General features: G+C 64.2%; 22 protein-coding genes. 16 read left to right on the top strand and 6 right to left on the bottom strand.

From position 1 onward, the window contains the following. Genes FJW07_RS15995 through FJW07_RS16005 form a run of 3 tightly spaced genes read right to left on the bottom strand, consistent with a single transcriptional unit; the run spans nt 1 to nt 2,735 of the window. Nucleotides 1-966: a PDR/VanB family oxidoreductase gene (locus FJW07_RS15995; RefSeq protein ID WP_140785346.1), complete on the bottom strand. Its 966-nt coding sequence runs from the start codon at nt 964-966 to the stop codon at nt 1-3. Further along, nucleotides 963-1,559 (bottom strand): dimethylamine monooxygenase subunit DmmA family protein, encoded by a 597-nt coding sequence (locus tag FJW07_RS16000; protein ID WP_140645119.1) that lies wholly within the window; start codon nt 1,557-1,559, stop codon nt 963-965. Before FJW07_RS16000 ends, FJW07_RS15995 begins: the two co-directional genes overlap by 4 nt. A gap of 42 nt (nt 1,560-1,601) precedes the next feature. Further along, complete coding sequence (locus tag FJW07_RS16005; RefSeq protein WP_140857469.1) at nt 1,602-2,735, bottom strand: aminomethyltransferase family protein; 1,134 nt, start codon at nt 2,733-2,735, stop codon at nt 1,602-1,604. Nucleotides 2,736-3,018: 283 nt separating this feature from the next. Between FJW07_RS16005 and FJW07_RS16010 the strand changes: the two genes are divergently transcribed. The 16 genes from FJW07_RS16010 (at nt 3,019) to FJW07_RS16085 (ending at nt 20,498) form a co-directional block, all read left to right on the top strand. Beyond that, the gene (locus tag FJW07_RS16010; protein ID WP_095768768.1) at nt 3,019-3,306 is read left to right on the top strand and encodes a hypothetical protein; all 288 of its coding nucleotides are present in this window, start codon (nt 3,019-3,021) and stop codon (nt 3,304-3,306) included. A gap of 11 nt (nt 3,307-3,317) precedes the next feature. Next, a complete protein-coding gene (locus FJW07_RS16015) occupies nt 3,318-3,695 on the top strand; it encodes a hypothetical protein (protein ID WP_140645121.1) in 378 nt (125 codons plus the stop codon). A 67-nt stretch (nt 3,696-3,762) separates the two neighbouring features. Next, nucleotides 3,763-3,924: a hypothetical protein gene (locus FJW07_RS16020; RefSeq protein ID WP_140657747.1), complete on the top strand. Its 162-nt coding sequence runs from the start codon at nt 3,763-3,765 to the stop codon at nt 3,922-3,924. 12 nt (nt 3,925-3,936) lie between these two features. After that, nucleotides 3,937-5,343, top strand: a complete 1,407-nt coding sequence (locus tag FJW07_RS16025) for an APC family permease (RefSeq protein ID WP_140657749.1) — start codon at nt 3,937-3,939, stop codon at nt 5,341-5,343. A gap of 46 nt (nt 5,344-5,389) precedes the next feature. Further along, complete coding sequence (locus tag FJW07_RS16030; RefSeq protein WP_181182642.1) at nt 5,390-6,079, top strand: hypothetical protein; 690 nt, start codon at nt 5,390-5,392, stop codon at nt 6,077-6,079. Next, a complete protein-coding gene (locus tag FJW07_RS16035; protein WP_140857471.1) occupies nt 6,076-6,405 on the top strand; it encodes a hypothetical protein in 330 nt (109 codons plus the stop codon). Before FJW07_RS16030 ends, FJW07_RS16035 begins: the two co-directional genes overlap by 4 nt. Nucleotides 6,406-6,491: 86 nt before the next feature. Then, nucleotides 6,492-7,388 carry a glutamine amidotransferase family protein gene (locus FJW07_RS16040; RefSeq protein ID WP_140645125.1) on the top strand — a complete coding sequence of 299 codons (897 nt, stop codon included), beginning with the start codon at nt 6,492-6,494 and terminating at the stop codon, nt 7,386-7,388. A 4-nt stretch (nt 7,389-7,392) separates the two neighbouring features. Continuing rightward, nucleotides 7,393-8,124, top strand: coding sequence for a GXGXG domain-containing protein (locus FJW07_RS16045; RefSeq protein ID WP_140857473.1), 732 nt, complete (start codon nt 7,393-7,395; stop codon nt 8,122-8,124). A gap of 6 nt (nt 8,125-8,130) precedes the next feature. After that, nucleotides 8,131-9,459, top strand: coding sequence for an FMN-binding glutamate synthase family protein (locus tag FJW07_RS16050; RefSeq protein WP_140857475.1), 1,329 nt, complete (start codon nt 8,131-8,133; stop codon nt 9,457-9,459). A gap of 37 nt (nt 9,460-9,496) precedes the next feature. Then, nucleotides 9,497-10,804 carry a type III glutamate--ammonia ligase gene (glnT, locus tag FJW07_RS16055; protein ID WP_140857477.1) on the top strand — a complete coding sequence of 436 codons (1,308 nt, stop codon included), beginning with the start codon at nt 9,497-9,499 and terminating at the stop codon, nt 10,802-10,804. Nucleotides 10,805-10,839: 35 nt separating this feature from the next. Next, nucleotides 10,840-12,093, top strand: a complete 1,254-nt coding sequence (locus FJW07_RS16060; RefSeq protein WP_140857479.1) for a sarcosine oxidase subunit beta family protein — start codon at nt 10,840-10,842, stop codon at nt 12,091-12,093. 72 nt (nt 12,094-12,165) lie between these two features. Continuing rightward, nucleotides 12,166-12,441 carry a sarcosine oxidase subunit delta gene (locus FJW07_RS16065; RefSeq protein ID WP_140705099.1) on the top strand — a complete coding sequence of 92 codons (276 nt, stop codon included), beginning with the start codon at nt 12,166-12,168 and terminating at the stop codon, nt 12,439-12,441. Beyond that, a complete protein-coding gene (locus tag FJW07_RS16070) occupies nt 12,441-15,422 on the top strand; it encodes a sarcosine oxidase subunit alpha (protein ID WP_140857481.1) in 2,982 nt (993 codons plus the stop codon). Before FJW07_RS16065 ends, FJW07_RS16070 begins: the two co-directional genes overlap by 1 nt. Next, a complete protein-coding gene (locus tag FJW07_RS16075) occupies nt 15,415-16,041 on the top strand; it encodes a sarcosine oxidase subunit gamma family protein (RefSeq protein ID WP_140857483.1) in 627 nt (208 codons plus the stop codon). The genes FJW07_RS16070 and FJW07_RS16075 overlap by 8 nt, the downstream gene beginning before the upstream one ends. Nucleotides 16,042-16,152: 111 nt before the next feature. After that, nucleotides 16,153-18,522, top strand: a complete 2,370-nt coding sequence (locus FJW07_RS16080; protein ID WP_140857485.1) for an aminomethyltransferase family protein — start codon at nt 16,153-16,155, stop codon at nt 18,520-18,522. A 266-nt stretch (nt 18,523-18,788) separates the two neighbouring features. Beyond that, a complete protein-coding gene (locus FJW07_RS16085; protein ID WP_140857487.1) occupies nt 18,789-20,498 on the top strand; it encodes an APC family permease in 1,710 nt (569 codons plus the stop codon). 161 nt (nt 20,499-20,659) lie between these two features. On the opposite strand, the gene FJW07_RS16090 is transcribed toward FJW07_RS16085, so the two are convergent. The 3 genes from FJW07_RS16090 to FJW07_RS16100 all read right to left on the bottom strand — a co-directional run bounded on the left by FJW07_RS16090 (nt 20,660) and on the right by FJW07_RS16100 (nt 25,946). Beyond that, the gene (locus tag FJW07_RS16090; RefSeq protein ID WP_140857488.1) at nt 20,660-23,812 is read right to left on the bottom strand and encodes an efflux RND transporter permease subunit; all 3,153 of its coding nucleotides are present in this window, start codon (nt 23,810-23,812) and stop codon (nt 20,660-20,662) included. Between the two features lie 314 nt (nt 23,813-24,126). Beyond that, entirely contained in the window at nt 24,127-25,260 is a 1,134-nt protein-coding gene (locus tag FJW07_RS16095) for an efflux RND transporter periplasmic adaptor subunit (RefSeq protein ID WP_181182647.1), read from the bottom strand. Nucleotides 25,261-25,340: 80 nt separating this feature from the next. Further along, nucleotides 25,341-25,946, bottom strand: coding sequence for a TetR family transcriptional regulator (locus FJW07_RS16100; RefSeq protein WP_140645136.1), 606 nt, complete (start codon nt 25,944-25,946; stop codon nt 25,341-25,343). Between the last annotated feature and the right edge of the window lie 340 nt (nt 25,947-26,286).

A 26,286-nucleotide genomic window follows, 5' to 3' on the forward strand; every position in this document is an offset into this window, starting at 1 on the left:
CTATCTTTCCAGGACCAGCGACTTGCCCTCGAAGCGCGAGACGCAAGGCATGATCTTGCAGCCTGAACGGTGATCTTCCTCGCTCAGCCAGTGATCGTTGTGGATGAACTTGCCGTCGGACGAGATCACATTGGTCTCGCATTGGCCGCAGACGCCGCCGCGGCACAGATAAGGCGGATCGACGCCGGCTGCCTCTATGGCTTCGAGCAGGCTCTGCTGCTCGCCGACACGGATCGTCTTGCCGCTGACGGCCAAGGTCACGTCGAACGGCGCACCGGGCTGCGGGGCCGCGAAATGCTCGAAATGCACGGTCTCCGGCGGCCAGCCGAGGCTTGCCGCGCGATCGCGCACCCAGTTGATCATGCCGGCTGGGCCGCAGACATAGAGATGCGTGCCGAGCGGCTGCGAGGACAAGAGCCGCTCGAGGTCGATGCGCTCCTCGCGGTCGTCGTGATAGAGCCTGACCCGGTTGCCGTAGCGCTCTCGGAGCACATCGGCATAGGTGCCGAGCGAAGCGGTGCGGCAGGTGTAGTGCAATTCGAAATTGCCGCCGTCCCCTGCCAGTTGCGCGGTCTGCGCCATGAAGGGCGTGATGCCGATGCCGCCAGCCAGCATCAGGTGTTTTTTTGCTCTCAGATCGAGCGAGAACAGGTTCACGGGATAGCTTATCACCATCTCCAGGCCAGGCTTGACGGACCTATGCATGAACAGCGAGCCGCCGCGGCCGACATCGTCGCGCCGGATGGAAATGGTGTATTCGCGCGTGTCGAGCGGCGAGCCCATCAGCGAATAGGGATTGAGCCTGGTGCGGTCGCCGTCGCGCATCTCGACCACGACATGGGCGCCGCCGGAAAAGGTCGGCAGCAGCTCGCCGTCGCGGCGGCGGAAATGGAAGCGGGTGACGAGATCGTTGACGGGAACGACGTCGCTGACGACGACGTCGAGCTTGGTGGTGCCGGTGCTCATGGGAAGGCCTCCTCCATCGGAGGAATCTCGGAGCGATCCTCGGCGTTGATGCACACGCCCTGGAAGGCGGCGAGGCGCCGCGAATAGTGATCGCGCACCAGAAGCAGCAGGCCGCAATGCGAACAAGTGGCCGGCTGCGTGGTCACATTCTCGGTGATGCCCTTGCAGTGCACGCACTGCATGCGCCGCGCCAGCGAGCCGCGATGCTCGGTCTCAATCGAGGTGTGGTCGATGCCGGCTTCGAGGGCGGCCTGCATGGCCTGGCCGATCAGGCCCTCGGTGCCGGCAAGATAGAGGCGCAACCCCATATGGGCGTTGGTCAGCGTCTGCCTGAGCCGCGGCAGGAGGCTGGCGAAGGACGGCGGCAGATGGAGCTGGGCCGGCCTCAGCGCCTCAAGCGCTGAGATGTGCTTGCCCTCGGAGTCGGGAATAAAGACGATCTCGGCTCCGTCGAAGAAGCCGGGCGGAGCCTTGCCGGCCATGTTCGTTATCGCGAGCGCGCCTTCTGCGTCGGCGATGAAAAGATGATGCTTGCCGGGCTGCGGAGAGAGCGTTCCGTAAATGGGCCGGCTGATGATCGTCTTGGCTGCCATTCTTTCCTTCGTGCCCCGAAATCCCTCCCCCTTGATGATGCCTCAGCCCTTGGCGGTCCGCTTGGTCTTTTTCGGATCGTCGAACGGCAAGGGCTGCGCCGTCGCCTTGATGGAGCCGCTCTTGTTGCGGATCTCGAGCTTGGTGTCCTTGACGGCGCAGTCGACATCGAGGCGCGCGATGCCCATCGATTTCTCGACCAGCGGCGAATACATGGCGCAAGTGACCACGCCGACCTTTTTGCCGTCGCGGTAGACAGGCGCGCCTTCGTCGGCCGGCTCCTTGCCGTCAAGCAGGACACCATAGATCTTGAAGCGCTCCTTGCCCTTCAGCCGATAGTGTTCCTCGGCACCGCGGAAGCCGGTCTTGCCGGGGCTGACGGTGAAGTCGAGGCCGAGTTCCCACAGCGTGTCGCCGGGGCCTTCGTTCTCGAACGGATACCTTTGGGAATTATCGTAGGGGTAGAAGAGCAGGTAGCTCTCGACGCGCAGCATGTCGAGCGTGGTGAAGCGGCACGGAATGATGCCGGCGCTCTTGCCCTCCTCGAGGATCCTGTCCCAGATCGTGCCGGCATCCTGGCCGCGGCAGAAGATCTCGTAGCCGCGCTCGCCGGTGTAGCCGGTGCGCGAGATCATCACCGGGAAACCGAAGAGCTGCGTGTGCATATGATGGAAGTAGTTGAGATCGCGGATGCCGGGCACGTGCTTGGCAAGGTAGTCGACGGCGGTCGGTCCCTGCAGCGACAGGTCATGCAGATTGTCGTCGAAGCGCAGCGAAACATCGCGGCCCATCGCCGCCCGCTGCAGTTCCTCGTGGCCGGTGCCGGAGCCGTGCACGACCATCCAGGAGTTCGGGCTGATGCGATAGAGGATGCAGTCGTCCGTGAATTTTCCGGCTTCGTTCAGCATGCAGGCATAGGCCGACTTGCCGGGATAGATCTTTTCGACGTCGCGCGTCGTGGCGAGGTCGATGAGATGCGAAGCGTGCGGCCCGGTGATGTGGACCTTCTTAAGGCCGGAGACGTCCATGAGCCCGGCCTTGGTGCGGATCGCGACATATTCCGCGTCGGCATCCTTGTCGTAAGTCCAGGCGGTGCCCATGCCGCTCCAGTCCTCGAGTTTCGAGCCGAGCGCGCGATGGCGATCCGCCAGGGTCGAGAATCTCCAGGATGCCGTCATCCGATCGTCCTCCGTGCGATTTAAGTCGTTGCCGTTCCCTGCTCCTGCTTGGTGGCGGAGCTTGGTCGAATATTGACCGCAAACGGCGAAGCCCTGCAATCCCCTTGAAGCAAATAATTTCATTGTCAGGCAAATTTCTTGACCTGAACAAACGGTTTACGATGCGTAAATCCGGCTTGACAATTTCGGGAATCGAGCGGAATTTATGAAAAAAATTTCACTCTGTTGAAAGAGTGGACGCCCGGTCGGTTGCGTGGCCGGACGTCGCCAGAAGGGGAAACCGATGTCCGACATGCAGCAGCGCATCGAAGCGCTGTACCGTTCCGACGTGCGTGGGTCCGTGCTCCTGATCGTGTGCCTGTGGGCAACGATCCTCTTCGTCCTCCTGATGACATGGCCATACATTCCGCACAGCGGCATCAAGCTCGTGGTGGCGGTTGCAGCCGCCGCGGTGCTGATTTTCAACACCGCCGCGATCCTCGCCATGCTCAACCACTACAAGGAAGACAAGGACTTCATCTACGGGCTCGACATCAAGAACGCCGACGCCGCCCGCAACCGTCAATCCTGAAGGGAGAAACCATGGCCCGCTATACCCCGCCGGAGCAAAGCAAGGCCGGACAGGTCTTCGACATCGCGGTCGTGGTGGTCGCAATCTTCGTGGCGCTCTGGCTGCCGCTGAAACTCGGGTTTGCCGGGGCGGCGAAGTCGATCGACGCGCTTGACGCCAAGACCTGGGACGCGCTCGGCCAGAACGCGACCATGGCCTCGATCTGGGAGAAGCTGGGCTACACGCCGGAGACGGCGCACGACATCATCCAGAACCGCTTCCACTACATCATCGACTGGCCGACGCTGATCATCATGGCGATCGTGCTGATCGCCTATTTCGTTTTCCTGTTCCGCGCCTCCGATAAGGAATATCGCGAGGTCATCAACGAGAAGTTCGACGACAAGTAAACTTCGACGACAAAGAGACTTTCGACGACAAAGAGACTTCGACGACAAAGAGTCCGGGGAAAACATCATGTGGATGGGACTGTCTTACGTTTGCTGGGCCATCTCGGCCGTGCTTGCGCTGTGGATGCTCTACGACTGGTTCAAGGTCGATACGACCTATTCCGAGGAGACTCTGACGTCTTCCCGTGAAGGTGAGCTTGAAGCCGTTTCCGAAAAACACCGGATCTGAGTGGGGACTGATATGACGGCTGCGGTTGAAACGGGACAAACGACGACAATCCACGGCGACAGGGTCTCGCTGCTTCGGGTGCTCGGCCCGGCGCATGTGTGGGCGCTGGGCGTCGGCATCGTGCTGGTCGGCGAGTTCACCGGCTGGAATTTCTCCGCCGACAAGGGTGGCGCGCTCGCCGCGCTGATCGTCTGCTGGGTCGTCGGACTGCTCTACACCTCGGTCGCGATGATCGACTCGGAGGTGACGTCGACGGTCGCCGCCGCCGGCGGCCAATATGCGCAGGCCAAGCATATCGTCGGGCCACTGATGGCCTTCAACGTCGCGCTGTTCCTGGTGTTCGCCTACACCATGCTCGAAGTGTCGGACGCGATCCTGCTCGGCGACACCATCGTCGCCAAGGCCGGCGTCGAAGGACTGACGCACAATTCCTTCATCGCCGCCACCATTGTCGTGCTCGCCTGGCTCAACTATCGCGGCGTGCTGATGACGCTGAATGTCAATTTCGTCATCACCGCGATCGCCTATGTCTCGATCGTCATCCTGTTCTTCTCGGTCAGCCCGTGGACGCAAGGCGCGGTGCTGAAGCTCAACGAGCTGGTCACCCCCGCCAATGCGTTGCCCTATGGCTGGATCGGCGTGATCGCCGCCTTCCAGTTCGGCATCTGGTACTATCTCGGCATCGAGGGAACGACCCAGGCGGCCGAGGAAGTGCGCTCGCCGGCGCGCTCCCTGCCCTACGGCACCATGGCCGGCATGATCACGCTGCTGATCGCCGCCGCGATGACCTGGTATGTCTGCGCCTCGCTGATGCCCTGGGAATATCTCGGCATCACCTATTATCCGCTGTGGGACGCCGGCAAGCTGACCGGCAGCCCGCTGCTCGAAAACCTGCTCTTCATCGCGACGCTGCTTGCCGCGCTTGCCTCGGCCAATGGCTGCATCAACGACGCGGCGCGCGCCTGGTTCTCGCTCGGCCGCGACCGCTATCTGCCGAGCTGGTTCTCGGCGGTGCATCCGAAGTATCGCACGCCCTACCGCTCGATCCTGTTCCTGCTGCCGATCGCGCTGGCCTTCGCCTTCATCGCCGACCTCAACCAGGCGATCACCTTCTCGATCCTGTCGGGCGTGCTGCAATACACCTTCATGAGCATCAACATCATGATGTTCCGCAAGAAGTGGCCACTGGGTTCGATCCGCCGCGGCTACACACACCCCTTCCACCCGCTGCCCGCGATCGTGCTGTTCTGCCTGTGCATGGTGACGTTCTTCGCCATCTTCCTCGGCTTCGGCTCGCAGCTGATCGCGATGACGGTGTTCTATTTCCTGATTTCGCTGTGGTTCCACTTCTACCGCTACAAGTTCGTGCGGCGCGGCGACCAGTTCTCCATGCCGTGGCCGAAGCCGCAGGGTTATTGAGTGGAGTGAAGGCCCGCCTTTCGATGGCGGGCCGTGGCGTGTCGCGATGTCCGAGCTGGCGTCAGTATTGCTTACCGGGGCGATCGCACTGGGCGTCGTCGTCCATATCGCCTGGCTGGCGCGTGCCGGCCGCGACAGGGCGAAGGCTGACTTGGCCGCCGATACGGCCAGCGTTCGCAGCGTCATTGCGGACGCCGCCGACATTTCCGACGGCACGGCCGGCGTCGTCACCTGGGCCGGTTCCTGGAACGGCCAGCGCGTCCAGCTGCGCACCATCGTCGACACGCTGGCGACACGAAAGCTGCCGACACGCTGGCTCAGCGTTTCGATCACCGAGCCGGTCGCGGTGCCGGGTACGTTCGACATGATGATGCGGCCGAATTCGGCGACGACGTTTTCCAATTTCGATCATCTTGCGCACACGCTGCCGAAGGTGCTCGGCTTTCCCGCCGACGCAGTGCTCAGGACGGACCGCAAGGGCGTCGCTTTCCCGCAGGACCTGATCGCCGCGCATACCGGCATTTTTGCCGAAAGTCGCGCCAAGGAATTGCTGGTCACGCCGAACGGCGTGCGCATCGTCTGGCTGCTGGCGGAGGCCGAACGCGCACGTTACGGCGTGTTCCGCCAGGCGGCGTTCGGCGGCGCCGGGATCGATCCCGCCCTAATCGAACGCCTGCTCGCGGTGGCCTCGGGCCTGCGCGAAGCCATCAACCGGCGCGAAAGGCAGGCAGCATGACCGACGAGACCGCTTCCTCCGCCCCGGCCAATCCGTATCTCGTGCTCGGCGCGGCGATCGTTTTGCCGGCAAGCGGCCATGTCATGCTCGGCATGCCGGCGCGCGGCCTGCAGTTCCTGTTCTTCATGGTGATCCTTGGTTGGATAACGACCAAGCTGGCGCCGGCCGAAGCCGGCTTCATCGGCCGCCATGCCGGCGGTTTCCTGATCTATGCCCTCTCGATCCTCGACGCCTACAGGATCGCGCGCATCCGCCACGCGATCTGGGTTCACAAGGCGCGTCCGGACGGCGATAGTGCCAAAGGTGATGTGCCGTCGAATATATAACGACAGGAAAATTTCTTTCATACCAATTGAATTTGGCCAACTCATTGGGTACATCATCTGAGAGCCAAAAAACGCCGGAGGCTGGCATGTGCGGAATCGTCGGACTTTTCTTGAAGGACAAGGCGCTGGAGCCGAAGCTCGGCGCGATGCTGTCGGAGATGCTGGTGTCGCTCAGCGACCGCGGCCCGGACAGTGCCGGCATCGCCATCTATGGCGCCCCTTCCAAGAATGAAGCCAAGATCACCATCCAGTCGGCCAAGCCGGAGCGCGATTTCCGCGGCCTCGATGTCGAGCTCGCCAAGGCGATCGGCGCTCCCGTCAGCCTTGCCACGAAATCCACCCACGCCGTCATCCGTACCGCGCCTGACAAGGTCGACGCCGCGCGTGAGGCGCTGCAGACGCTCCGACCCGACATCCGCATCATGGGCGCCGGCGAAGCAGTCGAGATTTACAAGGAAGTCGGCCTGCCGGAAGCCGTCGTCGATCGCTTCGACGTGCGCTCCATGACCGGCACCCACGGCATCGGCCACACCCGCATGGCGACGGAATCGGCGGTGACGACGATGGGGGCGCATCCGTTCTCGACCGGCGCCGACCAGTGCCTGGTGCACAATGGCTCGCTCTCCAACCACAACAATGTGCGCCGAGAGCTGATCCGCGACGGCATGACGTTCGAGACGGAGAACGACACCGAAGTGGCGGCCGCCTATCTGTCCAACCGCATGGCGCACGGCAAGAATCTCGGCGAGGCGCTGGAAGGCACGCTCTCCGACCTCGACGGCTTCTTCACCTTCGTCGTCGGCACCAAGAACGGCTTCGGCGTGGTGCGCGATCCGATCGCCTGCAAGCCCGCCGTCATGGCCGAGACCGACCAGTATGTCGCCTTCGGCTCCGAATATCGCGCGCTGACCAAGCTGCCCGGCATCGACAATGCGCGGGTCTGGGAGCCCGAGCCCGCAACCGTTTATTTCTGGGAGCACTGAGCCGATGCCGGCAACCATAATGTCGAAAGCCGAGCGGGATCAGAGCCATGCGAGGGTCTTCGACCTCTCGCAACAGTCGCTGCGCGAACTGAACCAGGCGCTGCACAAGCTCACGCCCGGCTCGAACGAGACCGCCTGGGAAGTGCTCAACCCGAAAGGCAGCCACTCTGTGGCGGTCGGTGTCGACCAGCCGGTCAGCATCGATGTGCGCGGCAGCGTCGGCTATTACTGCGCCGGCATGAATGACGGCGCCGCGATCACCGTGCACGGCTCTGCCGGTCCCGGCGTCGGCGAGAACATGATGTCGGGCTCGATCGTCATCAAGGGCGACGCCAGCCAGTATGCCGGCGCCACCGGCCGCGGCGGTCTTCTCGTCATCGAAGGCAACGCCTCGTCGCGCTGCGGCATTTCGATGAAGGGCATCGACATTGTCGTGCACGGCAATATCGGCCACATGTCGGCCTTCATGGCGCAGTCCGGCAATCTCGTGGTGCTGGGCGACGCCGGCGATGCGCTGGGCGATTCCATCTACGAGGCGCGGCTCTTCGTGCGCGGCAAGGTCGAAAGCCTCGGCGCCGACTGCATCGCCAAGGAGATGCGGCCCAAGCACATCGAATTGCTGCAGGGCCTGCTCGACAAGGCCGGCGTCACTGGCGTCAAGGCGTCGGAGTTCAAGCGCTACGGCTCGGCCCGCAAACTCTACAATTTCAATATCGACAACGCCGACGCGTATTGAGGCAAGATGACCTACCGCAACCCGCCGACGACGCCGCGCAAATCCGCGACCTTCGACGACTACACGCTTTCCGAAATCCGCCGCGCGGCAGCAACCGGCATTTATGACATCCGCGGCGCCGGCGCCAAACGCAAGCTGCCGCATTTCGACGACCTCTTGTTCCTCGGCGCGTCGATCTCGCGCTACCCGCTCGAAGGCTATCGCGAGCGCTGCGACACCTCGGTGGTGCTCGGCTCGCGCCATGCCAGGAAGCCGATCGAGCTGAAGATCCCGATCACCATCGCCGGCATGAGTTTCGGGTCGCTCTCCGGCCCGGCCAAGGAGGCGCTCGGGCGTGGCGCCACGCTGTCCGGCACCTCGACCACGACCGGCGACGGCGGCATGACCGAGGAAGAACGCGGGCATTCGAAGACGCTGGTCTATCAGTATCTGCCCTCGCGCTACGGCATGAATCCGCGCGACTTGCGCCGCGCGGACGCCATCGAAGTGGTCGTCGGCCAGGGCGCCAAGCCCGGCGGCGGCGGCATGCTGCTCGGCCAGAAGATCTCCGACCGCGTCGCCGAGATGCGCACGCTGCCCAAGGGCATCGACCAGCGCTCGGCCTCACGCCATCCCGACTGGACCGGGCCGGACGATCTCGAGATCAAGATCCTCGAGCTGCGCGAGATCACCGACTGGGAAAAGCCGATCTACGTCAAGGTCGGCGGCGCCCGTCCCTACTATGACACCGCGCTCGCGGTGAAGGCCGGCGCCGATGTCGTGGTGGTCGATGGCATGCAGGGCGGCACGGCTGCCACCCAGGAAGTGTTCATCGAGAATGTCGGCCAGCCGACGCTTGCCTGCATCCGGCCGGCGGTACAGGCGCTGCAGGACCTCGGCATGCACCGCAAGGTGCAGCTGATTGTCTCGGGCGGCATCCGCAATGGCGCCGATGTCGCCAAGGCGCTGGCGCTCGGCGTCGACGCTGTGTCGATCGGAACGGCGGCGCTGGTCGCGCTTGGCGACAATGATCCCCGCTGGGAGGCGGAGTACAGTGCGCTCGGCACCACGGCCGGCGCCTATGACGACTGGCACGAGGGCCGCGACCCGGCCGGCATCACCACGCAGGACCCCGAATTGATGAAGCGGGTCGACCCGATCGCGGCCGGACGGCGGCTCGCGAACTACCTCAAGGTGATGACGCTCGAAGCGCAGACGATTGCCCGCGCCTGCGGCAAGAATAGCCTGCACAATCTCGAGCCCGAGGATCTCGTCGCGCTCTCGATCGAAGCCGCCGCCATGGCCGGCGTGCCTTTAGCCGGCACCAACTGGATACCGGGGAAGAGCGGCTTCTAGGACAAACTTCCAAGACACATAAGCGAGGAACTACATAATGGGGAACGATCTCGCCGCATTCGCCAAGGAGAACGGCGTCAAATATTTCATGATCTCCTACACCGACCTGTTCAGCGGGCAGCGTGCCAAGCTGGTGCCGGCGCAGGCGATCGCCGACATGCAGAAGGACGGTGCAGGATTTGCCGGCTTCGCCACATGGCTCGACCTGACGCCAGCGCATCCGGACATGCTGGCGGTGCCGGATCCGGCTTCGGTCATCCAACTACCGTGGAAGAAGGACGTCGCCTGGGTAGCCGCCAACTGCATCATGGACGACAAAGAGGTGAGCCAGGCGCCGCGCAACACGCTGAAGCGGCTGATCGACGAAGCCGCCCGCGACGGCATGCATGTCAAGACCGGCGTCGAGGCCGAGTTCTTCCTGATCTCGCCCGACGGCAAGGCGATCTCCGACGAATACGATACAGCCTCGAAACCCTGCTACGACCAGCAGGCGGTGATGCGGCGCTACGACGTCATCGCCGAGATCTGCGACCATATGCTGGCGCTGGGCTGGGGCCCGTACCAGAACGACCATGAGGACGCCAACGGCCAGTTCGAGATGAACTGGACGTTCGATCACGCGCTGGCGACCGCCGACAAGCACTCCTTCTTCAAGTTCATGGTCAAGTCGATCGCCGAAAAGCACGGCTTGCGCGCGACGTTCATGCCCAAGCCCTTCCAGGGCCTGACCGGCAATGGCTGCCATGCGCACATCTCGGTGTGGGACGAGACCGGCAAGACCAATGTCTTTGCCGACAATTCGGAAGAGCTCGGCCTGTCCGCCAAGGGCAGGAACTTCCTCGGCGGCATCATGAAGCATGCCTCCGCGCTTGCCGCGATCACCAACCCGACGGTCAATTCCTACAAGCGCATCAACGCGCCGCGCACCATTTCGGGCGCGACCTGGGCGCCGAACACGGTGACCTGGACCGGCAACAACCGCACGCACATGGTGCGCGTGCCCGGGCCTGGCCGTTTCGAATTGCGCCTGCCGGACGGCGCCGCCAATCCGTATTTGCTGCAGGCCGTCATCATCGCTGCCGGCCTCGATGGCATCCGCTCGAAGGCCGACCCCGGCAAGCGCTACGACATCGACATGTATCAGCTCGGCCATACCGTTACGGACGCGCCGAAACTGCCGCTCAACCTGCTAGATGCGCTGCGCGAATTCGACAAGGACAAATCGCTCAAGGCGGCGCTGGGTGAGGAATTCTCGTCGGCATATCTAAAGCTGAAGCAGCAGGAATGGAATTCCTATGCTTCGCACTTCACGCAGTGGGAGCGCGACCACACGCTGGATATCTGATATCTCGGCGGTGCGAGCGACCTCGGAATGAACTGATGAAATATTCGATCTTCTCGCTCGCCCGCGCCGCCCTTTCCGGCCACAAGAACTGGCAGCCGACCTGGCGCGACGCAGCGCCCAAGGACCGCTATGACGTGGTGATCATCGGCGGCGGTGGCCATGGGCTGGCCACCGCCTGGTTCCTCGCCAGCGAGTTTGGCATCCGCAATGTCGCGGTGCTGGAAAAGGGCTGGATCGGCTCCGGTAATGCCGGCCGCAACACCACCATCATTCGCTCCAATTACGGCCTTCCCGGCAACACCGGTTTCTACGAGCTTTCCATGAAGCTGTGGGAGAGGATGGAGCAGGACCTCAACTACAACGCCATGGTCAGCCAGCGCGGCGTGCTCAACCTCTATCACTCCGACGCGCAGCGCGACGCTTTCGCCCGGCGCGGCAACACCATGCGCATCAACGGCATCGATGCGGAGCTGCTCGATCAGGCGGCGCTGCGCAAGATGCTGCCGTTCCTGAATTTCGACAATGCGCGCTTCCCCGTGCAGGGGGGATTGCTGCAACGGCGCGGCGGCACGGCTCGACACGATGCGGTCGTGTGGGGCTACGCGCATGCGGCGAGCGAACTCGGCGTCGACATCATCCAGAATTGCGAGGTTACCGGCTTCACGCGCGACGCCAACGGCAAGGTCACCGGCGTCGAGACCTCGCGCGGCAAGATCGGCGCCGGCAAGGTCGGCATGGCGGTGGCGGGTTCTTCCTCGCGCGTCGCGGCCATGGCTGGCCTGCGTCTGCCGATCGAAAGCCATGTGTTGCAGGCTTTCGTCTCCGAAGCGATCAAGCCGCTCATCCCCGGCGTGATGACCTTCGGCGCCGGACACTTCTATGTCAGCCAGTCGGACAAGGGCGGGCTGGTCTTCGGCGGCGACATCGACGGCTACAACTCCTATGCCCAGCGCGGCAACCTGCCGGTCATGGAAGATGTCTGCGAAGGTGGGATGGCGCTGATCCCGATGATCGGCCGCGTGCGGCTGCTGCGCCAATGGGGCGGCATCATGGACATGTCGATGGACGGCACGCCGATCATCGACAAGAGCCCGGTGGACGGCCTCTATATCAACGCCGGCTGGTGTTATGGCGGCTTCAAGGCGACACCGGGCTCGGGCTTCGTCTTCGCCCATCTCATCGCCCGCGATCAATCGCACAAGGAAGCCGCGCTGTTTCGCCTCGACCGGTTCCAGCGCGGCGCCATGATCGACGAGAAGGGCCAGGGCGCCCAACCGAACCTGCATTAGAGATAGAGCAGGATGTTATCCAAAAAACGCTCCACACTTTTTGGCATCATGCTCTGAGGACAGCCGAAAACCATGCGCATTACCTGTCCCTTCTGCGGCGAACGCGAACTCGGCGAGTTCACCTATCTCGGCGACGCCAAGCCGCAACGTCCCGCGGCCGATGCCGGCGAGGACGCCGTCTACGATTACGTCTACCTGCGCGACAACATCGCCGGCGTGATGAGCGAGCACTGGTACCATGGCGGCGGCTGCCGGGCCTGGCTGAAGGTCACCCGCAACACGCTGACGCATGAGATTTCGGCCGTTGAGCCGGCGGCGGGCGCCGGCGCCTCCAAGGTTGGTGCGTGATGCGCGGCGATCAGGCAAACCGGCTGAACAATGGCGGTCTGATCGACCGCTCGGCACCGCTCAGCTTTCGCTTCGACGGCAAGACATTCTCGGGCTTCAAGGGTGACACGCTGGCGTCCGCGCTGGTCGCCAACGGCGTCAAGCTCGTCGGCCGCTCGTTCAAGTATCACCGCCCACGCGGCATCCTGACGGCAGGCTCGGAAGAGCCGAACGCGCTGGTCGAATTGCGCAGCGGCGCGAGGCGCGAGGCGAACACCAAGGCGACGACGGCTGAACTCTATGAGGGCCTCGAGGCAGCCAGCCAGAACCGCTGGCCGTCGCTCAATTTCGACGTAATGTCGGTCAACCAGTTGTTCGCGCCGATCTTCGTCGCCGGCTTCTACTACAAGACCTTCATGTGGCCGGCGAAGTTCTGGGAGGCGATCTACGAGCCTGCGATCCGGCGCGCCGCCGGTCTCGGCCGCGCAGCGCAGGTTTCCGACCCCGACCACTATGACAAGGCCTGGGCGCATTGCGACGTGGTGATCGCCGGTTCCGGCCCGGCGGGCCTGGCGGCTGCCCTTGCCGCCGCGCGCTGCGGCGCGCGCGTCATCCTGTGCGAGGAAGATTTCGTCCTCGGCGGCCGGCTGCTCGCCGATGGCGGCACGATCGACGCACTGCCAGCCGCGGAATGGATCGCGCGCACGCTCGCCGAACTGGAGGCCATGCCAGACGTGCGCATCATGACGCGCACGACTTTGTTCGGCGTCTATGATGGCGGCACCTATGGCGCGATCGAGCGCGTCAACGACCATCTGCCGGTGCCGCCGGAGCATCAGGTGCGCCAGCGGCTGTGGCGCATCCTGGCCAAGCGCTGCGTGGTCGCGGCCGGCACGATCGAACGTCCGATCGTCTTTGCCGGCAACGACACGCCCGGCGTGATGATGGCGTCGGCCATGCGCAGCTACATCAACCGCTACGCCGCCACGCCGTCCAGGCGGATCGCGCTGTTCACCAACAACGAGGATGGCTGGCGCACGGCCGAAACGGCGGTCGCCGCCGGACTGCAGGTGGCGGCGGTGATCGATGCGCGGCCGGATGTTTCGCCGGCGCATCGCTCGCTGGCCAGCAAGGGCGGCTTCCCCGTGCTGCACGGCGCCGTCAGCAGCGTCGATGGCGGCAAGGGCGGCGTGCGCAAGATCTCCGTGTCGCTGACCGGCGGCGCGCGCGCCGAGGTCGAGGCCGACGGGCTCGCCGTCTCCGGCGGCTGGAATCCGGCGGTCGGGCTCACCTCCTATCATCGCGGCCGGCCGAAATGGCGCGACGACATAGCCGCCTTCGTGCCAGACGGCGCGCCGCCCGGCATGGTCGCAGCGGGCGCGGCCAACGGCGCTTTCGGACTTGGCGCCTGCCTGCGCGAAGGGTTTGAAGCCGGCGCTGCCGCGGCACGCGATGCCGGACGCAGCGGCAATATCGGATCGATGCCGGTCGCCGACGACGAAGCCTTTTCGATCACCCCGCTCTGGCATGTCGCCGGCAAGGGCAAGGCCTTCGTCGACCAGCAGCACGACGTTACCGCTTCCGATGTCGAGCTGGCGCAGCGCGAAGGTTTTCAATCGGTCGAGCACCTGAAGCGCTACACGACGCTCGGCATGGCGACCGACCAGGGCAAGACGTCGAATGTCGCCGGCCTCGCCATCATGGCCGCGGTCAGCGGCAAATCCATTCCCGAGACCGGCACGACGATCTACCGGCCGCCTTACGTGCCGGTCGCCATCGGCGCCTTTGCCGGCCACCACCGCGACGAGAATTTCCATGCGACCCGGCTGACGCCCTCGCATCACTGGGCGGCCGAACAGGGCGCAGTGTTTGTCGACACCGGCCTTTGGAAGCGCGCGCAGTGGTACCCCCGCGCGGGCGAGAAGGACTGGCTGGAATCGGTCACCCGCGAGGTGAAGGCCGTGCGCAACGGCGTCGGCTTCTGCGATGTCTCGACGCTCGGCAAGATCGACGTGCATGGGCCAGACGCCGGCACCTTCCTCGACCGCGTCTACATCAACGCCTTCTCCAGCCTCGCCGTCGGCAAGGCGCGTTACGGGCTGATGCTGCGCGAAGACGGCATCGTCTACGACGACGGCACGACCTCGCGTTTGGCCGAGGACCATTATTTCCTCACCACCACCACGGCGAAGGCCGGGCTGGTGATGCAGCACCTGGAATTCTGTCGCCAGGTGCTGTTCCCCGAGCTCGACGTGCAGCTGACCTCCGTTTCGGACCAGTGGGCGCAGTTCTCGATCGCCGGGCCGAAGACTCGCGATCTCTTGAAGGAGATCGTCGATCCGGCCGAAGACCTGTCGAATGAAGGTTTTCCGTTCATGGGCGCGCGGGAAGTTGCGTTGCGCGGCGGCTTGAAGGCGAGGCTGTTCCGCATCTCCTTCTCCGGCGAGATGGCGTTCGAGATTTCGGTGCCGGCGCGCTACGGCGAGGCGATGGCGCGCAACCTGATGATTGCCGGCAAGCCATTCGGTGTGACGCCCTACGGCACCGAGGCGCTCGGCGTGATGCGCATCGAAAAGGGCCATGTCGCCGGACCGGAACTCAACGGCACCACCGCGGCGGGCGATCTCGGCCTGGGCAAGATGATGTCGACCAAGAAGGATTTCATCGGCCGCGTCATGGCCGGTCGCGAGGCGCTGGTCGCGCCCAGCCGGCAGGTGGTCGTCGGCATCAAGCCGACCGACAAGGCGCGCCGTCTGCGCTCCGGCGCGCATATCATTCCGAAGGGCGAGACCCCCGGCCCCGACAACGACCAGGGCTATGTCACCTCGGTCTGCTTCTCGCCGGTGCTCGACCAGTGGATCGGGCTCGGCCTTGTCGAGCGCGGCCGCGAGCGCATCGGCGAGATCGTGCGGGCGCATGATCCGCTGCGCGGCGAGGACTATGATGTCGAGCTCTGCAATTCCGTCTTCTACGATCCGGATGGAGGGCGCCAGCGTGGCTGATTTTTCCTGGGATGTCCGCAGCCCGCTCGACCGCGCGCTGGTCGCCGGCGCTTACAGCGCGCAAGGCGAAGCCGGCGTTTCGCTGACCGAGATCCGCAATTTCGACCTCGTGCAGGTCATGGCGCGGCGCGGCAAGGCCGCCGAGATGGCGAAGGCCGCAAAAACGCGCTTCGGCGTTGCCGCGCCGGAAACGCCCAGGGCGGTCGACGCGGCCGACGCGACACTGATCTGGTCGGGACCCGGCCAGTTCCTCGTGCTGTCCAAAGGCGGCAAGTACACGATGGATGGGCTTGCGCCTGTCTTTGCCGGCTCGGCCTCGCTGTCCGACCAGTCGCATGCGCGGGCGCTGATCAGCGTCTCTGGCGAGAAGGCGCGCGCGATGCTTGCGAAGCAGTCGTCGATCGATCTGCATCCGGATGTGTTCGGCGTCGGCGCGGCGGCTGCCACATCGATGGATCATACCAGCGTCACGCTGTGGCGCGGTGACGACCTGGCGGACGGACGCGCCGTGTTCAATCTCCTGGTGTTCGCGACCTTCGCGGAGAGCCTGTGGCACACGATTCTGGACTCGGCTGCCGAGTATGGCGTCACGATCAGCCATTCCGAAGAGTTGGCATAGCGACGCGCCTTTCCCTTCTCGCCTTGCCAAACGCCATCGCCCTGCTATTCTCTCAGCGAAAATAATTTTACACACAGGCAAACTTGTTTCTCGCTCGGAGGAGGGTTTGAGATGAGCCAGTCGCCCTACCCCGCCGTCCTGTCCGGACCGCCCCGTCCAAGCCTGATCCTGAGGCCCGGCCAGATCGCGCTGCCGCCGGGGATGGAACGCTATACCGTGCAGGGCAACGGCGCGGTGCTGATCGACGTCGAGGCCGGCGACAGCGTCAGCGTGACCAATGTCGAGGGTGGGCAGCCCTGCGAGCTTCTGGCCTGGGATACATCCGGCACGACCGATCCCGGCATTTTCGGAGAACGGTCGAACAGCAATGCAGCCGGCATCAAGGCGCTGCTCGCCGAGGGTGACGACAGCCTTTCGGCGCTGCGCCTCAGCCTCGAGCGTCGCAAGGTAGAGCTCGACCAGCCAAAGGCCGTGCGCGTGTTCGGAGGCACCACGCCAGCCGGCACTGAGCAGAGCTTTTCCGTCCAGCGCGACGGCGCGCTGCTGATCGCGGCGCCTGGCGGGCCGATGCTGGTCGACGGCCACAACACGGCGACGCCGCTCACCGTCCTGGTGCGCCGCGCCACGATCCGGCTGAAGACAAGGTCGCAGCTTCCCGATCCGCTCGCCGATCCGGTGCTCGATCTCAGAGTGCATTCGGCGACCGCCGAATCCTATTTCGTCAAGGCCGGCGACTATCTGCAGATCATCGATGTCGATGGCCGGCAATGCACCGACTTCCAGTGTTTTTCGGCGCGCAAGCTGGACAAGGACCGCGACCTGCCGCTCGACGTGACGACGACCCGCACGCTGATGGGCTCGGCCTATCCGATGCCCGGCCTGCATTCGAAATATTACGACCAGGACATGGAGCCGCTGGTCGAGGTGGTGCAGGACACATGCGGGCGGCACGACGCTTTCGCGCTCGCCTGCGCCGCCAAATATTACGACGATATCGGCTATCCCGGCCACACCAACTGCTCTGAGAATTTCAACAAGGCGCTGTCGGACAAAGGCGTGACGCCCCGCGCGGGCTGGATGGCGATCAACTTCTTCTTCAACACGGCGATCGACGCGCATGGCGTGATGGTGTCGGACGAGCCGTGGTCGCGGCCGGGCGACTACGTGCTGCTCAGGGCGCTCACCGACATCGTCTGCGTGTCCTCGGCCTGCCCGGACGACACCACGCCCGCCAATGGCTGGGACCTGACCGACATCCATGTGCGCAGCTATTCCGGCCAGCACAAATTCTCGCGAGCGATCGCCAGACGCATGAAGCCCGACTCGGAACCGAAAATGACCCGCGAGACAGCCTTTCATTCGAGCTTTGCCAAACACACGCGCGACTTTGTCGAATACCGGGGCTATTGGCTTGCCAATTCCTTCGCCAAGGAAGGTCCGATCGCCGAATACTGGGCCTGCCGGCAGGCGGCCGTGATCATGGACCTGTCGCCGCTGCGCAAGTTCGAGGTCACCGGGCCGGATGCCGAAGCGCTGCTGCAATACACGCTGACGCGCGACGTCAAGAAGCTCGGCGTCGGCCAGGTCGTCTATACGGCGATGTGCTACGAGCATGGCGGCATGATCGACGACGGCACGCTGCTCAGGCTCGGCAAGGACAATTTCCGCTGGGTCGGCGGCGACGATCTTTCCGGCGAATGGCTGCGCGAGACGGCAAAAAAACTCGACCTCAACGTGCTGGTGCGCTCCTCCACCGACCAGATGCACAACATCGCCGTGCAGGGACCGAAGAGCCGCGACATATTGAAGGAAGTCGTCTGGACCTCGCCGGTTCAGCCCTCGATCGGCGAGCTCGAATGGTTCCGCTTCGCGGTCGCGCGCATCGGCGGCGGCAACGGCATTCCGGTCGTGGTCTCGCGCACCGGCTATACGGGCGAGCTCGGCTACGAGATCTGGTGCCATCCGCGCGACGCCGAAAAGGTCTTCGACGCCGTCTGGGAAGCCGGGCAGCCGCACGGGCTGAAGCCGATGGGCCTGCAGGCGCTCGACATGGTGCGCATCGAGGCCGGGCTGATCTTCGCCGATTACGAATTTTCCGACCAGACCGATCCGTTCGAGGCAGGCATCGGCTTCACCGTGCCGCTCAAGACCAAGGCCGACGACTTCATCGGCCGCGACGCGCTGATCCGGCGCAAGGAGCACCCGCAGCACAAGCTCGTCGGGCTCGACATCGACGCCAATGTCGCGGTCGGCCATGGCGACTGCGTCCATGTCGGCCGCGCCCAGATCGGCGTCGTCACCTCCGGCATGCGTTCGCCGGTTCTCGGCAAGACCATCGCGCTGGCGCGGCTCGACGTCACTCACGCGGAGATCGGCACGGAGGTCGAGATCGGCAAGCTCGACGGCCATGCCAAGCGGCTGCCGGCGCGTGTCGTCGCCTTCGCCCATTACGATCCGCAGAAGACCAAACCGCGTTCCTAAAAGCTGGGTTTCTGAAAGCCTCCCGAGGCGGATCCGACCCTCGCCGGCCGCCACCGGCGGCGGTCGGGTCAATGTTTCGCAAGCGTGATGTGCATGACATTCACAAAACGCTTGACGCGAAAGCGCGCCGGATCAATCTTCACTCTTAAGAAAAAAATACGACTGAGTGGAAACACGACGGGTCGACGCTGATTTGCCGGGGAGCAAGCTTCGCGAGAGCCGAAGCGTCGCTGGCGGGGAACAACAAAAAGGGGAAGACACAAGATATGAGCACGATAAGCACGGCCCTCGAGCAGCCTGCCGAAAGCAAGCTGCTCAGGCATATCGACTGGCGTGGCGCCTTCTGGGTGGCAAGCGGCGTTCCAGCGCTGGTCCTGTTCTCGATCGGCGGCATTGCCGGGACGACCGGAAAGCTCGCCTTCCTGATCTGGACAGTGTCCATGATCATGGGTTTCCTGCAATCCTTCACCTATGCCGAGATCGCCGGCCTGTTTCCGAACAAGTCGGGCGGAGCCTCGATCTACGGCGCTACCGCCTGGTTGCGCTACTCGAAATTCATCGCGCCACTGTCGGTGTGGTGCAACTGGTTCGCCTGGACGCCGGTGCTGTCGCTCGGCTGTTCGATCGCGGCCGCCTATATCCTCAACGCGCTGGCGCCGGTGCCGATCTTCACCGACACCTCGCCGGAAGTGACCGCCTATATCGCCGCGCATGCCGGAACGGCGTCCGCCGACGCGATCGCCGCGGTCACGGCCGCCGCGACGCCGGCGATCCGCACATGGTCGCTGTGGGGCCACACGCTCGGCCCGGTGTCGTTCACCTTCAACGCCACCTTCTTCATCGGCGCGGTACTGATGCTGATCATCTTCTCGATCCAGCATCGCGGCATCCTCGGCACGGCCAGTGTGCAGAAATATATCGGCCTGCTCGTCATCATCCCGATGCTGATCGTCGGCGTCGTGCCAATCTTCACCGGCCAGATCGACTGGGCGAATTTCTCGCCGCTGGTGCCGCTGGCCGCCGCTTATGCGCCAGATCCCGGCTCGTGGAACATTGCCGGCTGGACGCTTGCCCTCGGCGGCATGTTCATCGCCGCATGGTCGACCTACGGCTTCGAGACCGCGGTCTGCTACACGTCGGAATTCAAGAACCCCGGCACCGATACCTTCAAGGCGATCTTCTACTCCGGCCTGCTCTGCATGCTCTTGTTCATCCTGGTACCCTTTACCTTCCAGGGCGTGCTGGGCTTGAACGGCATGCTGGCGACGCCGATCGTCGACGGCTCGGGCGTCGCCGACGCGCTGGCCGGCATGGTCGGCGGCGGCAAGCTGATCCACAGCCTGCTGGTGATGCTGATGATCCTGGCGCTGGTGCTGTGCATCATGACGGCGATGGCCGGCTCTTCGCGCACGCTCTACCAGGGCTCGGTCGACGGCTGGCTGCCGCGCTATCTCAGCCATGTCAACGAGCATGGCGCGCCGACGCGGGCCATGTGGACCGACCTCTGCTTCAACCTGATCGTGCTGGCCATCGCCTCGGCCGACGCGACGAGCTTCTTCTTCATTCTTGCCGTGTCGAATTGCGGCTACATCATCTTCAACTTCCTCAACCTCAATGCCGGCTGGATCCACCGCATCGACAACGGCCATATCAATCGGGCGTGGAAGGCGCCGACCTGGCTGCTCGGCATCGGCGCGATCTTCGCCTACGTCAACGCGATCTTCATGGGCGCCGGCGCCAAGGTGTGGAACCCGATGGCGCTGTGGGCCGGCCTGATCACGGCGGCGCTGATCATCCCGGTGTTCTGCTTCCGTCACTACATCCAGGACAAGGGCAAGTTCCCCGATCACATGCTGGCCGACCTCGGCATGGCGGGCGCCGACCTCTCGGTCAAGAAAGCGGGCATGCTGCCTTACCTGACGCTGATCGCCGGCGTGGCGGTGATGCTGATCGCCAACTGGGTGTTCGTCATCTGACATGGTAATTTAAAGAAACGGGCGCGCTTCGGCGCGCCCGTTTCTTGGCGCCAGTAAGCGAAGACTGACCGGCGCATGGCGCCGTCGAGACGTGGTTGCCCGTACATGCAGATCATCCGCCACCGTCCGATGACGATGGCGGATGATTCCAGGTTGCCACCTTATTCCGCGGCCAGAGCCAGTTGCGGTCTTTCAATGCCTTCGATCTTCTCCGGCTCGGATGCCTGCTCGTCGGTCTTGGCCTTCTTGGGCGCGCGGCCGAAGAACAGGGCGTAGCCGGCAGGCAGCACCAGGATGGTGAGCACGGTGGCGACCAGGATGCCGCCCATCATGGCGTAGGCGAGCGGCCCCCAGAAGACGGCGCGCGAGATCGGGATCAGCGCCAGCACGGCGGTCAGCGCCGTCAGCATGATCGGCCGGAAGCGGCGCACGGCAGCACCCACGATCGCTTCCGATCGCTCCATGCCGGCCGCGATATCCTGGTCGATCTGGTCGACCAGGATGATCGAGTTGCGCATGATGATGCCGAGCAGCGCGATGACGCCGAGGATGGCGACGAAGCCGAACGGCGCGCCGCTGATCAGCAGCGCAGCGGCGGCGCCGATGATGCCCAGCGGGCCAGTGGCCAGCACCAGCATCGATTTGCCGAAATGCTGCAGCTGGACCATCAGGAGAACGACGATGATGGCGAGCATGATCGGCGCCTTGGCGGCGATCGAGGCCTGGCTCTCGGCCGAATCCTCGGCGCCGCCCTGGATTTCGACCTTGTAGCCGGGCGCCAGGCCGGCGCGCAGGTCCTTCATGTCGTTGTACATCTTGGTGACGACGTCGTTCGACTGCACGCCGTCCGGCAGCGTGGCGCGCACGCTGATCGTCGGCAGGCGGTCGCGCCGCCATTCGATGCCTTGCTCCATGACGGGCACGACCTTGGCCACTTGCGACAATGGCACCGAGCCGCCGAAGTCGGTCGGGATGTAGACGGAGTCGACCGAGGACAGCAGCTTGCGGGTCGCGTCCGGCTCGCGGGCGACGATCGAGACCGTCTCTTCGCCGTCGCGGAAGTCGTCGAGCGGCGCGCCGGACATGGTGGCCTGCAGCATCTGGCGGATGCGCTGCGAGGTGACGCCAAGGGCGCGAGCGCGATCCTGGTCGATCACCAGCTTCATCGCCGGCACCGGTTCCAGCCAGTCGTCATGGATGGCGCCGAGCAGCGGATTGGCCTGGAACTTCGCCTTCACCTCATCGGCGATGCGGCGCACTTCCTTGCGGTCCGGACCCATGACGCGCATCTGCACCGGCCAGCCCGTCGGCGGACCGAGGAAAAGACGGTCGACCTTGCCGCGGATCGAGGGGAAATCCTGCGCCAGGATCTTGCGCATCTTGACGATCAGCCGCTCGCGCGCCGGCTCGTCCTTGGCCATCACCAGCAGCTGGGCGAAGTTCGGATTGCGAAGCTGCTGGTCGAGCGGCAGGAAGAAGCGGGGCGCCCCTTCGCCGATATAGGTGGCGATGAAGCGCTTGTCCGGATCGTCCGCCATCTTGCCTTCAAACGACTTGGCCTGTTTTTCGACTTCCTTGATCGAGGTGCCTTCCGGCAGCCACAGGTCGACCAGGATTTCCGGGCGCGAGGATTGCGGGAAGAAGTTCTGCGGGATGAATTGGAAGGCCCAGAGGCTTGTGGCGAAGGTGACCAGCGTCATCACCAGAACGATGATGCGGTGGCGCACCGCCCAGGCGACGGTCGCGCGCAGGCGGCGGTAGAAGCCGGTATCGAAGACATCATGATGGGTGCCGGCATGCTTGCGCTGCTTGAGGATCATGTAGCCCAGCCACGGCGTGAAATAGACCGCGACGAACCACGACACGACGAGCGCGATGCCGACGACATAGAACAGCGTGCGCACATATTCGCCGGCGGTCGAGGCGGCAAAGCCGACCGGGATGAAGCCAGCCGTGGTGATCAGCGTGCCGGTCAGCATCGGGAAAGCGGTCGAGGTGTAGGCGAAGCTTGCCGCCTCGATCTTTACCAGCCCTTCCTCGAGCTTTCGCTCCATCATCTCGACGACGATCATGGCGTCGTCGACCAACAGGCCGAGCGCGATGATGAGGGCGCCGAGCGAGATGCGCTGCAGGTCGATGCCGATCTCGTACATGATGGCGAAGGTGGCGGCCAAGACCAGCGGGATGGCGATGGCTATCACCAGGCCCGAGCGCCAACCGATCGACAGCAGCGAGACTGCAAGGACGATGAGCAGCGCCTCGCCGAGCGCCTCCATGAACTCGCTCACCGCGTCCTTGACGACCTGGGGCTGGTCGGAGATCTGGTCGACCGACACGCCGTAAGGCAGCCCCGCCTCGAAGCGCTGATAGGTCGCCTCGACATCCTTGCCGACGTCCCTGACGTTAAAACCCTTGGCCATGACGACGCCGAGCTGGACGCTCTCATGGCCGTTGAAGAGGTATTTGTTGTCGTAAGGATCCTGAAGGCCGGAAGAGACCGTGGCGATGTCGCCGAGGCGCGTCACCTGACTGCCGGAGCGCAGCCTCAGCTCGCGGATGTCGGCGGCCTTGGTGACGTCGCCCTCGACCGAGATGCGCACCGAGCGCAGGCCGGTGTCGACGGAGCCCGCCGGATCGACGGCATTCTGCCCCTTCACGGCGTTCTGCAGGTCGACAATGGTCAGGCCGCGCTCGGCCAGCGCCTTGGACGAGACGTCGATATAGATCTTCTCCGGCTGGTCGCCGATGATGACGGCCTTTTCGACGCCAGGCGTCGTCAACAGCATGTCGCGCGCCTGGATGGCGAATTTCTTCAACTCCGGATAGGTGAAGCCGTCGCCGCTGATCGAATGCAGTGTGATGAAAGTGTCGCCGAACTCGTCGTTGAAATAGGGGCCGAGCAGGCCCTGCGGCAATTCATTGGCGATGTCGCCGACCTTCTTGCGCACCTGGTAGAAGGCGTCCTTCACCTCCTCGGCATTGGTGTCGCCCTTGACCTGCAAGGTGATGATGGCGCTGCCGGCGCGGGTGTAGGAGCGGACGAAATCGAGATGCGGCGTTTCCTGCAGCTTGCGCTCGATCTTGTTGACGACCTGGTCCTCCATGTCCTGGATCGAGGCTCCGGGCCACACCGCCTGCACCACCATGACGCGGAAGGTGAAATCCGGATCTTCCTTCTGGCCCATGCGCATCAGGCCGAGGGCGCCGGCAAGGATGATCAGGCCGAACAGGAAGCGCGCGATGCTCGGATGTCCGATCGCCCAGCGCGAAAGGTTGAAGGGCCGCTTTTCAGTGCTGCTGTCGGTGGTGGTCATGGCACACGTCCAGTCCAATTGATCGGCAAGGCACGCTCGCTTGGCATGCCGCTTCTAAGTTCGGTGGGTTTCCGGGCGGCGGGACCCCTCAAGCGGAGAGAGACTCGCAAATCGCGCTGGACTCGGCACTGCTGCGGGGGAGCCAACATGCCGGCATCTCACGATCGGGCGTTCGCCGCCCGGAACCCATGCCCTCCCCGGCCCGCGGCTTGACGCAGCGAGAGCGGGAAAGGCGTCTGTTGCGCCTGACTTCAGGTCTTAGTTCGATGCTTGTCGTTGTCCCAAAACCGCTTCGCACTTTTGGGCGACAAGCATCAGTGCAGGCTGCTGGTGGTCGCGACGTCATCCGCCGAGGCGGATTGCTGGGCGTCGCCGGAAAGCTTGACCTTCAGGTTTTCGGTCATGAACTGGGTGCCGGCCGCGACCACCACGTCGCCCTGTTTCAGGCCGTCGGCCACGGCGACGCCGTCGGCGGTGAAGTTGGCGACCTTGATCGGACGGGGATGCACCGTGTCGGAGGCGCGATCGACCGTCCAGACGATCTGCTTGCCGTCCTTCTCGGTCATCGCGGTCAGCGGGATCGATACCAGTTGCGCCTTGCTGCCGACGGTCGCCTGGACATTGGCGGTCATGCCGAGCAGCACGCGCGGATCGTTGGGGAGCGAAACCCGGACGGCGAAGGTGCGCGACTGCGGATCGGCGCTGCCGGCGACCTCGCGGACCTTGCCGTCAAGGGTGAGCCCTTCGTCCGACCAGAAGTTCGCCTTGACCTCCTTGCCGGGCTTGAAGCCTGCGATATCCATCTCCGGCACCGCGATCGACACTTCCTTCTCGCCGTCGACCGCGACGGCCATCACCGGCGTGCCGGCGGCGACCACCTGGCCGACATCGGCGGAGATGGCGGTGACGATGCCGTTCTTGCTGGCCTTGAGATCGGCATACTGAACCTGGTTCTGCGCCTGGGCCAGCGTCGAGCGCGCGGCATCGCGCGTCGCCACCGCCTGGTCGTAGGTCAGCCGCGCCTGATCGAGCTGCGATTTCGGCGCGAAGTTCTTGGCATAGAGCTGTTCGGCGCGCTTCCTGGCGAGGTCGACGGTCTCGACCTGGCGCTCGGCGGCGTCGAGGCTGGCAGCAGCGCTCTTCACCGACAATTCGTAATCGGCTGGATCGACGCGAGCGAGCACGTCGCCCTCATTCACGTGCTGGCCGATATCGACCAGACGCTCGGTGACCTTGCCGGCGATGCGGAAGCCGAGATTCATCTCGGTGCGGGCGCGCACCGAACCGGAATAATCAAGCTGACGGGTGGTCTGCGCCTCGCCGATCTCGACCACCTTCACCGGCCGGACGACTTCCTGGACGACCTCGGCCTTCTCCTGGCTGCAGCCGGCGAGGCTGAGCACTGCTGCGACGACGGCGGCGGTTGGGAGGCCGGCGGACGGCAGCATTCGGAGGATAGAACTGGACAATGACACCTTAGCACTCCCGAACTGGAGATGATCGTCTGCCGGCACCCGGCGGACAGTTTCTATTTCAAGGCCCTGATGGCGTAGTCGATAAGTTCGTCGGGCATCGCCCGATTGGTCTTGGCAAGGCACTGCGCCACCATCTGCGGATGGCAGAGAATGACTGTGGCGGCGCCGAAACAGCGGGAAGCCGTCTCGGGATCCTGCTCCCTGAACTCGCCGGCCTCGATGCCCTCGCGGATCACCTCGGCGTAGAGGTCGTGGATGCTGTTGACATGCTTGTCGATGACGCCCCAATCGCGCTCCAGCGCGACGATCACCATCTCATGCACCTTCTCCTGGTCGAGCATGACCTCCAGCGTCATCTTGTACTGGGCATGGATGTAGCGGCGCAGGCGCTCCTCGGCGCTGATCGGCAGGTGCATGATCTCGTAGGCCATCTTGTAGCTGGCGCCGAGCATGCGGCCGCAGACGGCCTGGTGGATTTCGACCTTGGAGGCAAAGAAGCGGTAGATGTTAGCCGGCGACATGCCGAGTTCGCGGGCGATGTCGGCGACGTTGGTCTTGCCGTAGCCGTAGTGGCGGAACAGGCGCTCGGCGCAGTCGAGAATGCGCGTCACGTTCTCCTGTCTGGCGGGGTCTGCCACGATGTTGGCGGCTTCTGACATGGCGCTTTCGTTTTACGAGTGACGAATTTCAATTTTCGTCAGTCGTAAAGGGAAAGCGACGGGGAGTCAACGCGAAATCGACGTACACGTATAATTGGTGACAGATGGTGACAGTTACGAGGGTCTGCGGTGTGATGAGAAAGAGATTATTCTTAAGCGCAGCGATCCTTCGCACCCCCCTCTGTCCTGCCGGACATCTCCCCCGCAAGGAGGGAGATCAATCTCGTCACCGCTTTCGCCAACCGCCAAAGTCGCAAGGTGAAGCGCCGTCGCTGAAGCTGCCCATCTCCCCCCTTGCGGGGGAGATGTCCGGCAGGACAGAGGGGGGTGCGAAGGATCG

Source organism: Mesorhizobium sp. B3-1-9 (assembly GCF_006439595.1).
GTDB lineage: Bacteria > Pseudomonadota > Alphaproteobacteria > Rhizobiales > Rhizobiaceae > Mesorhizobium.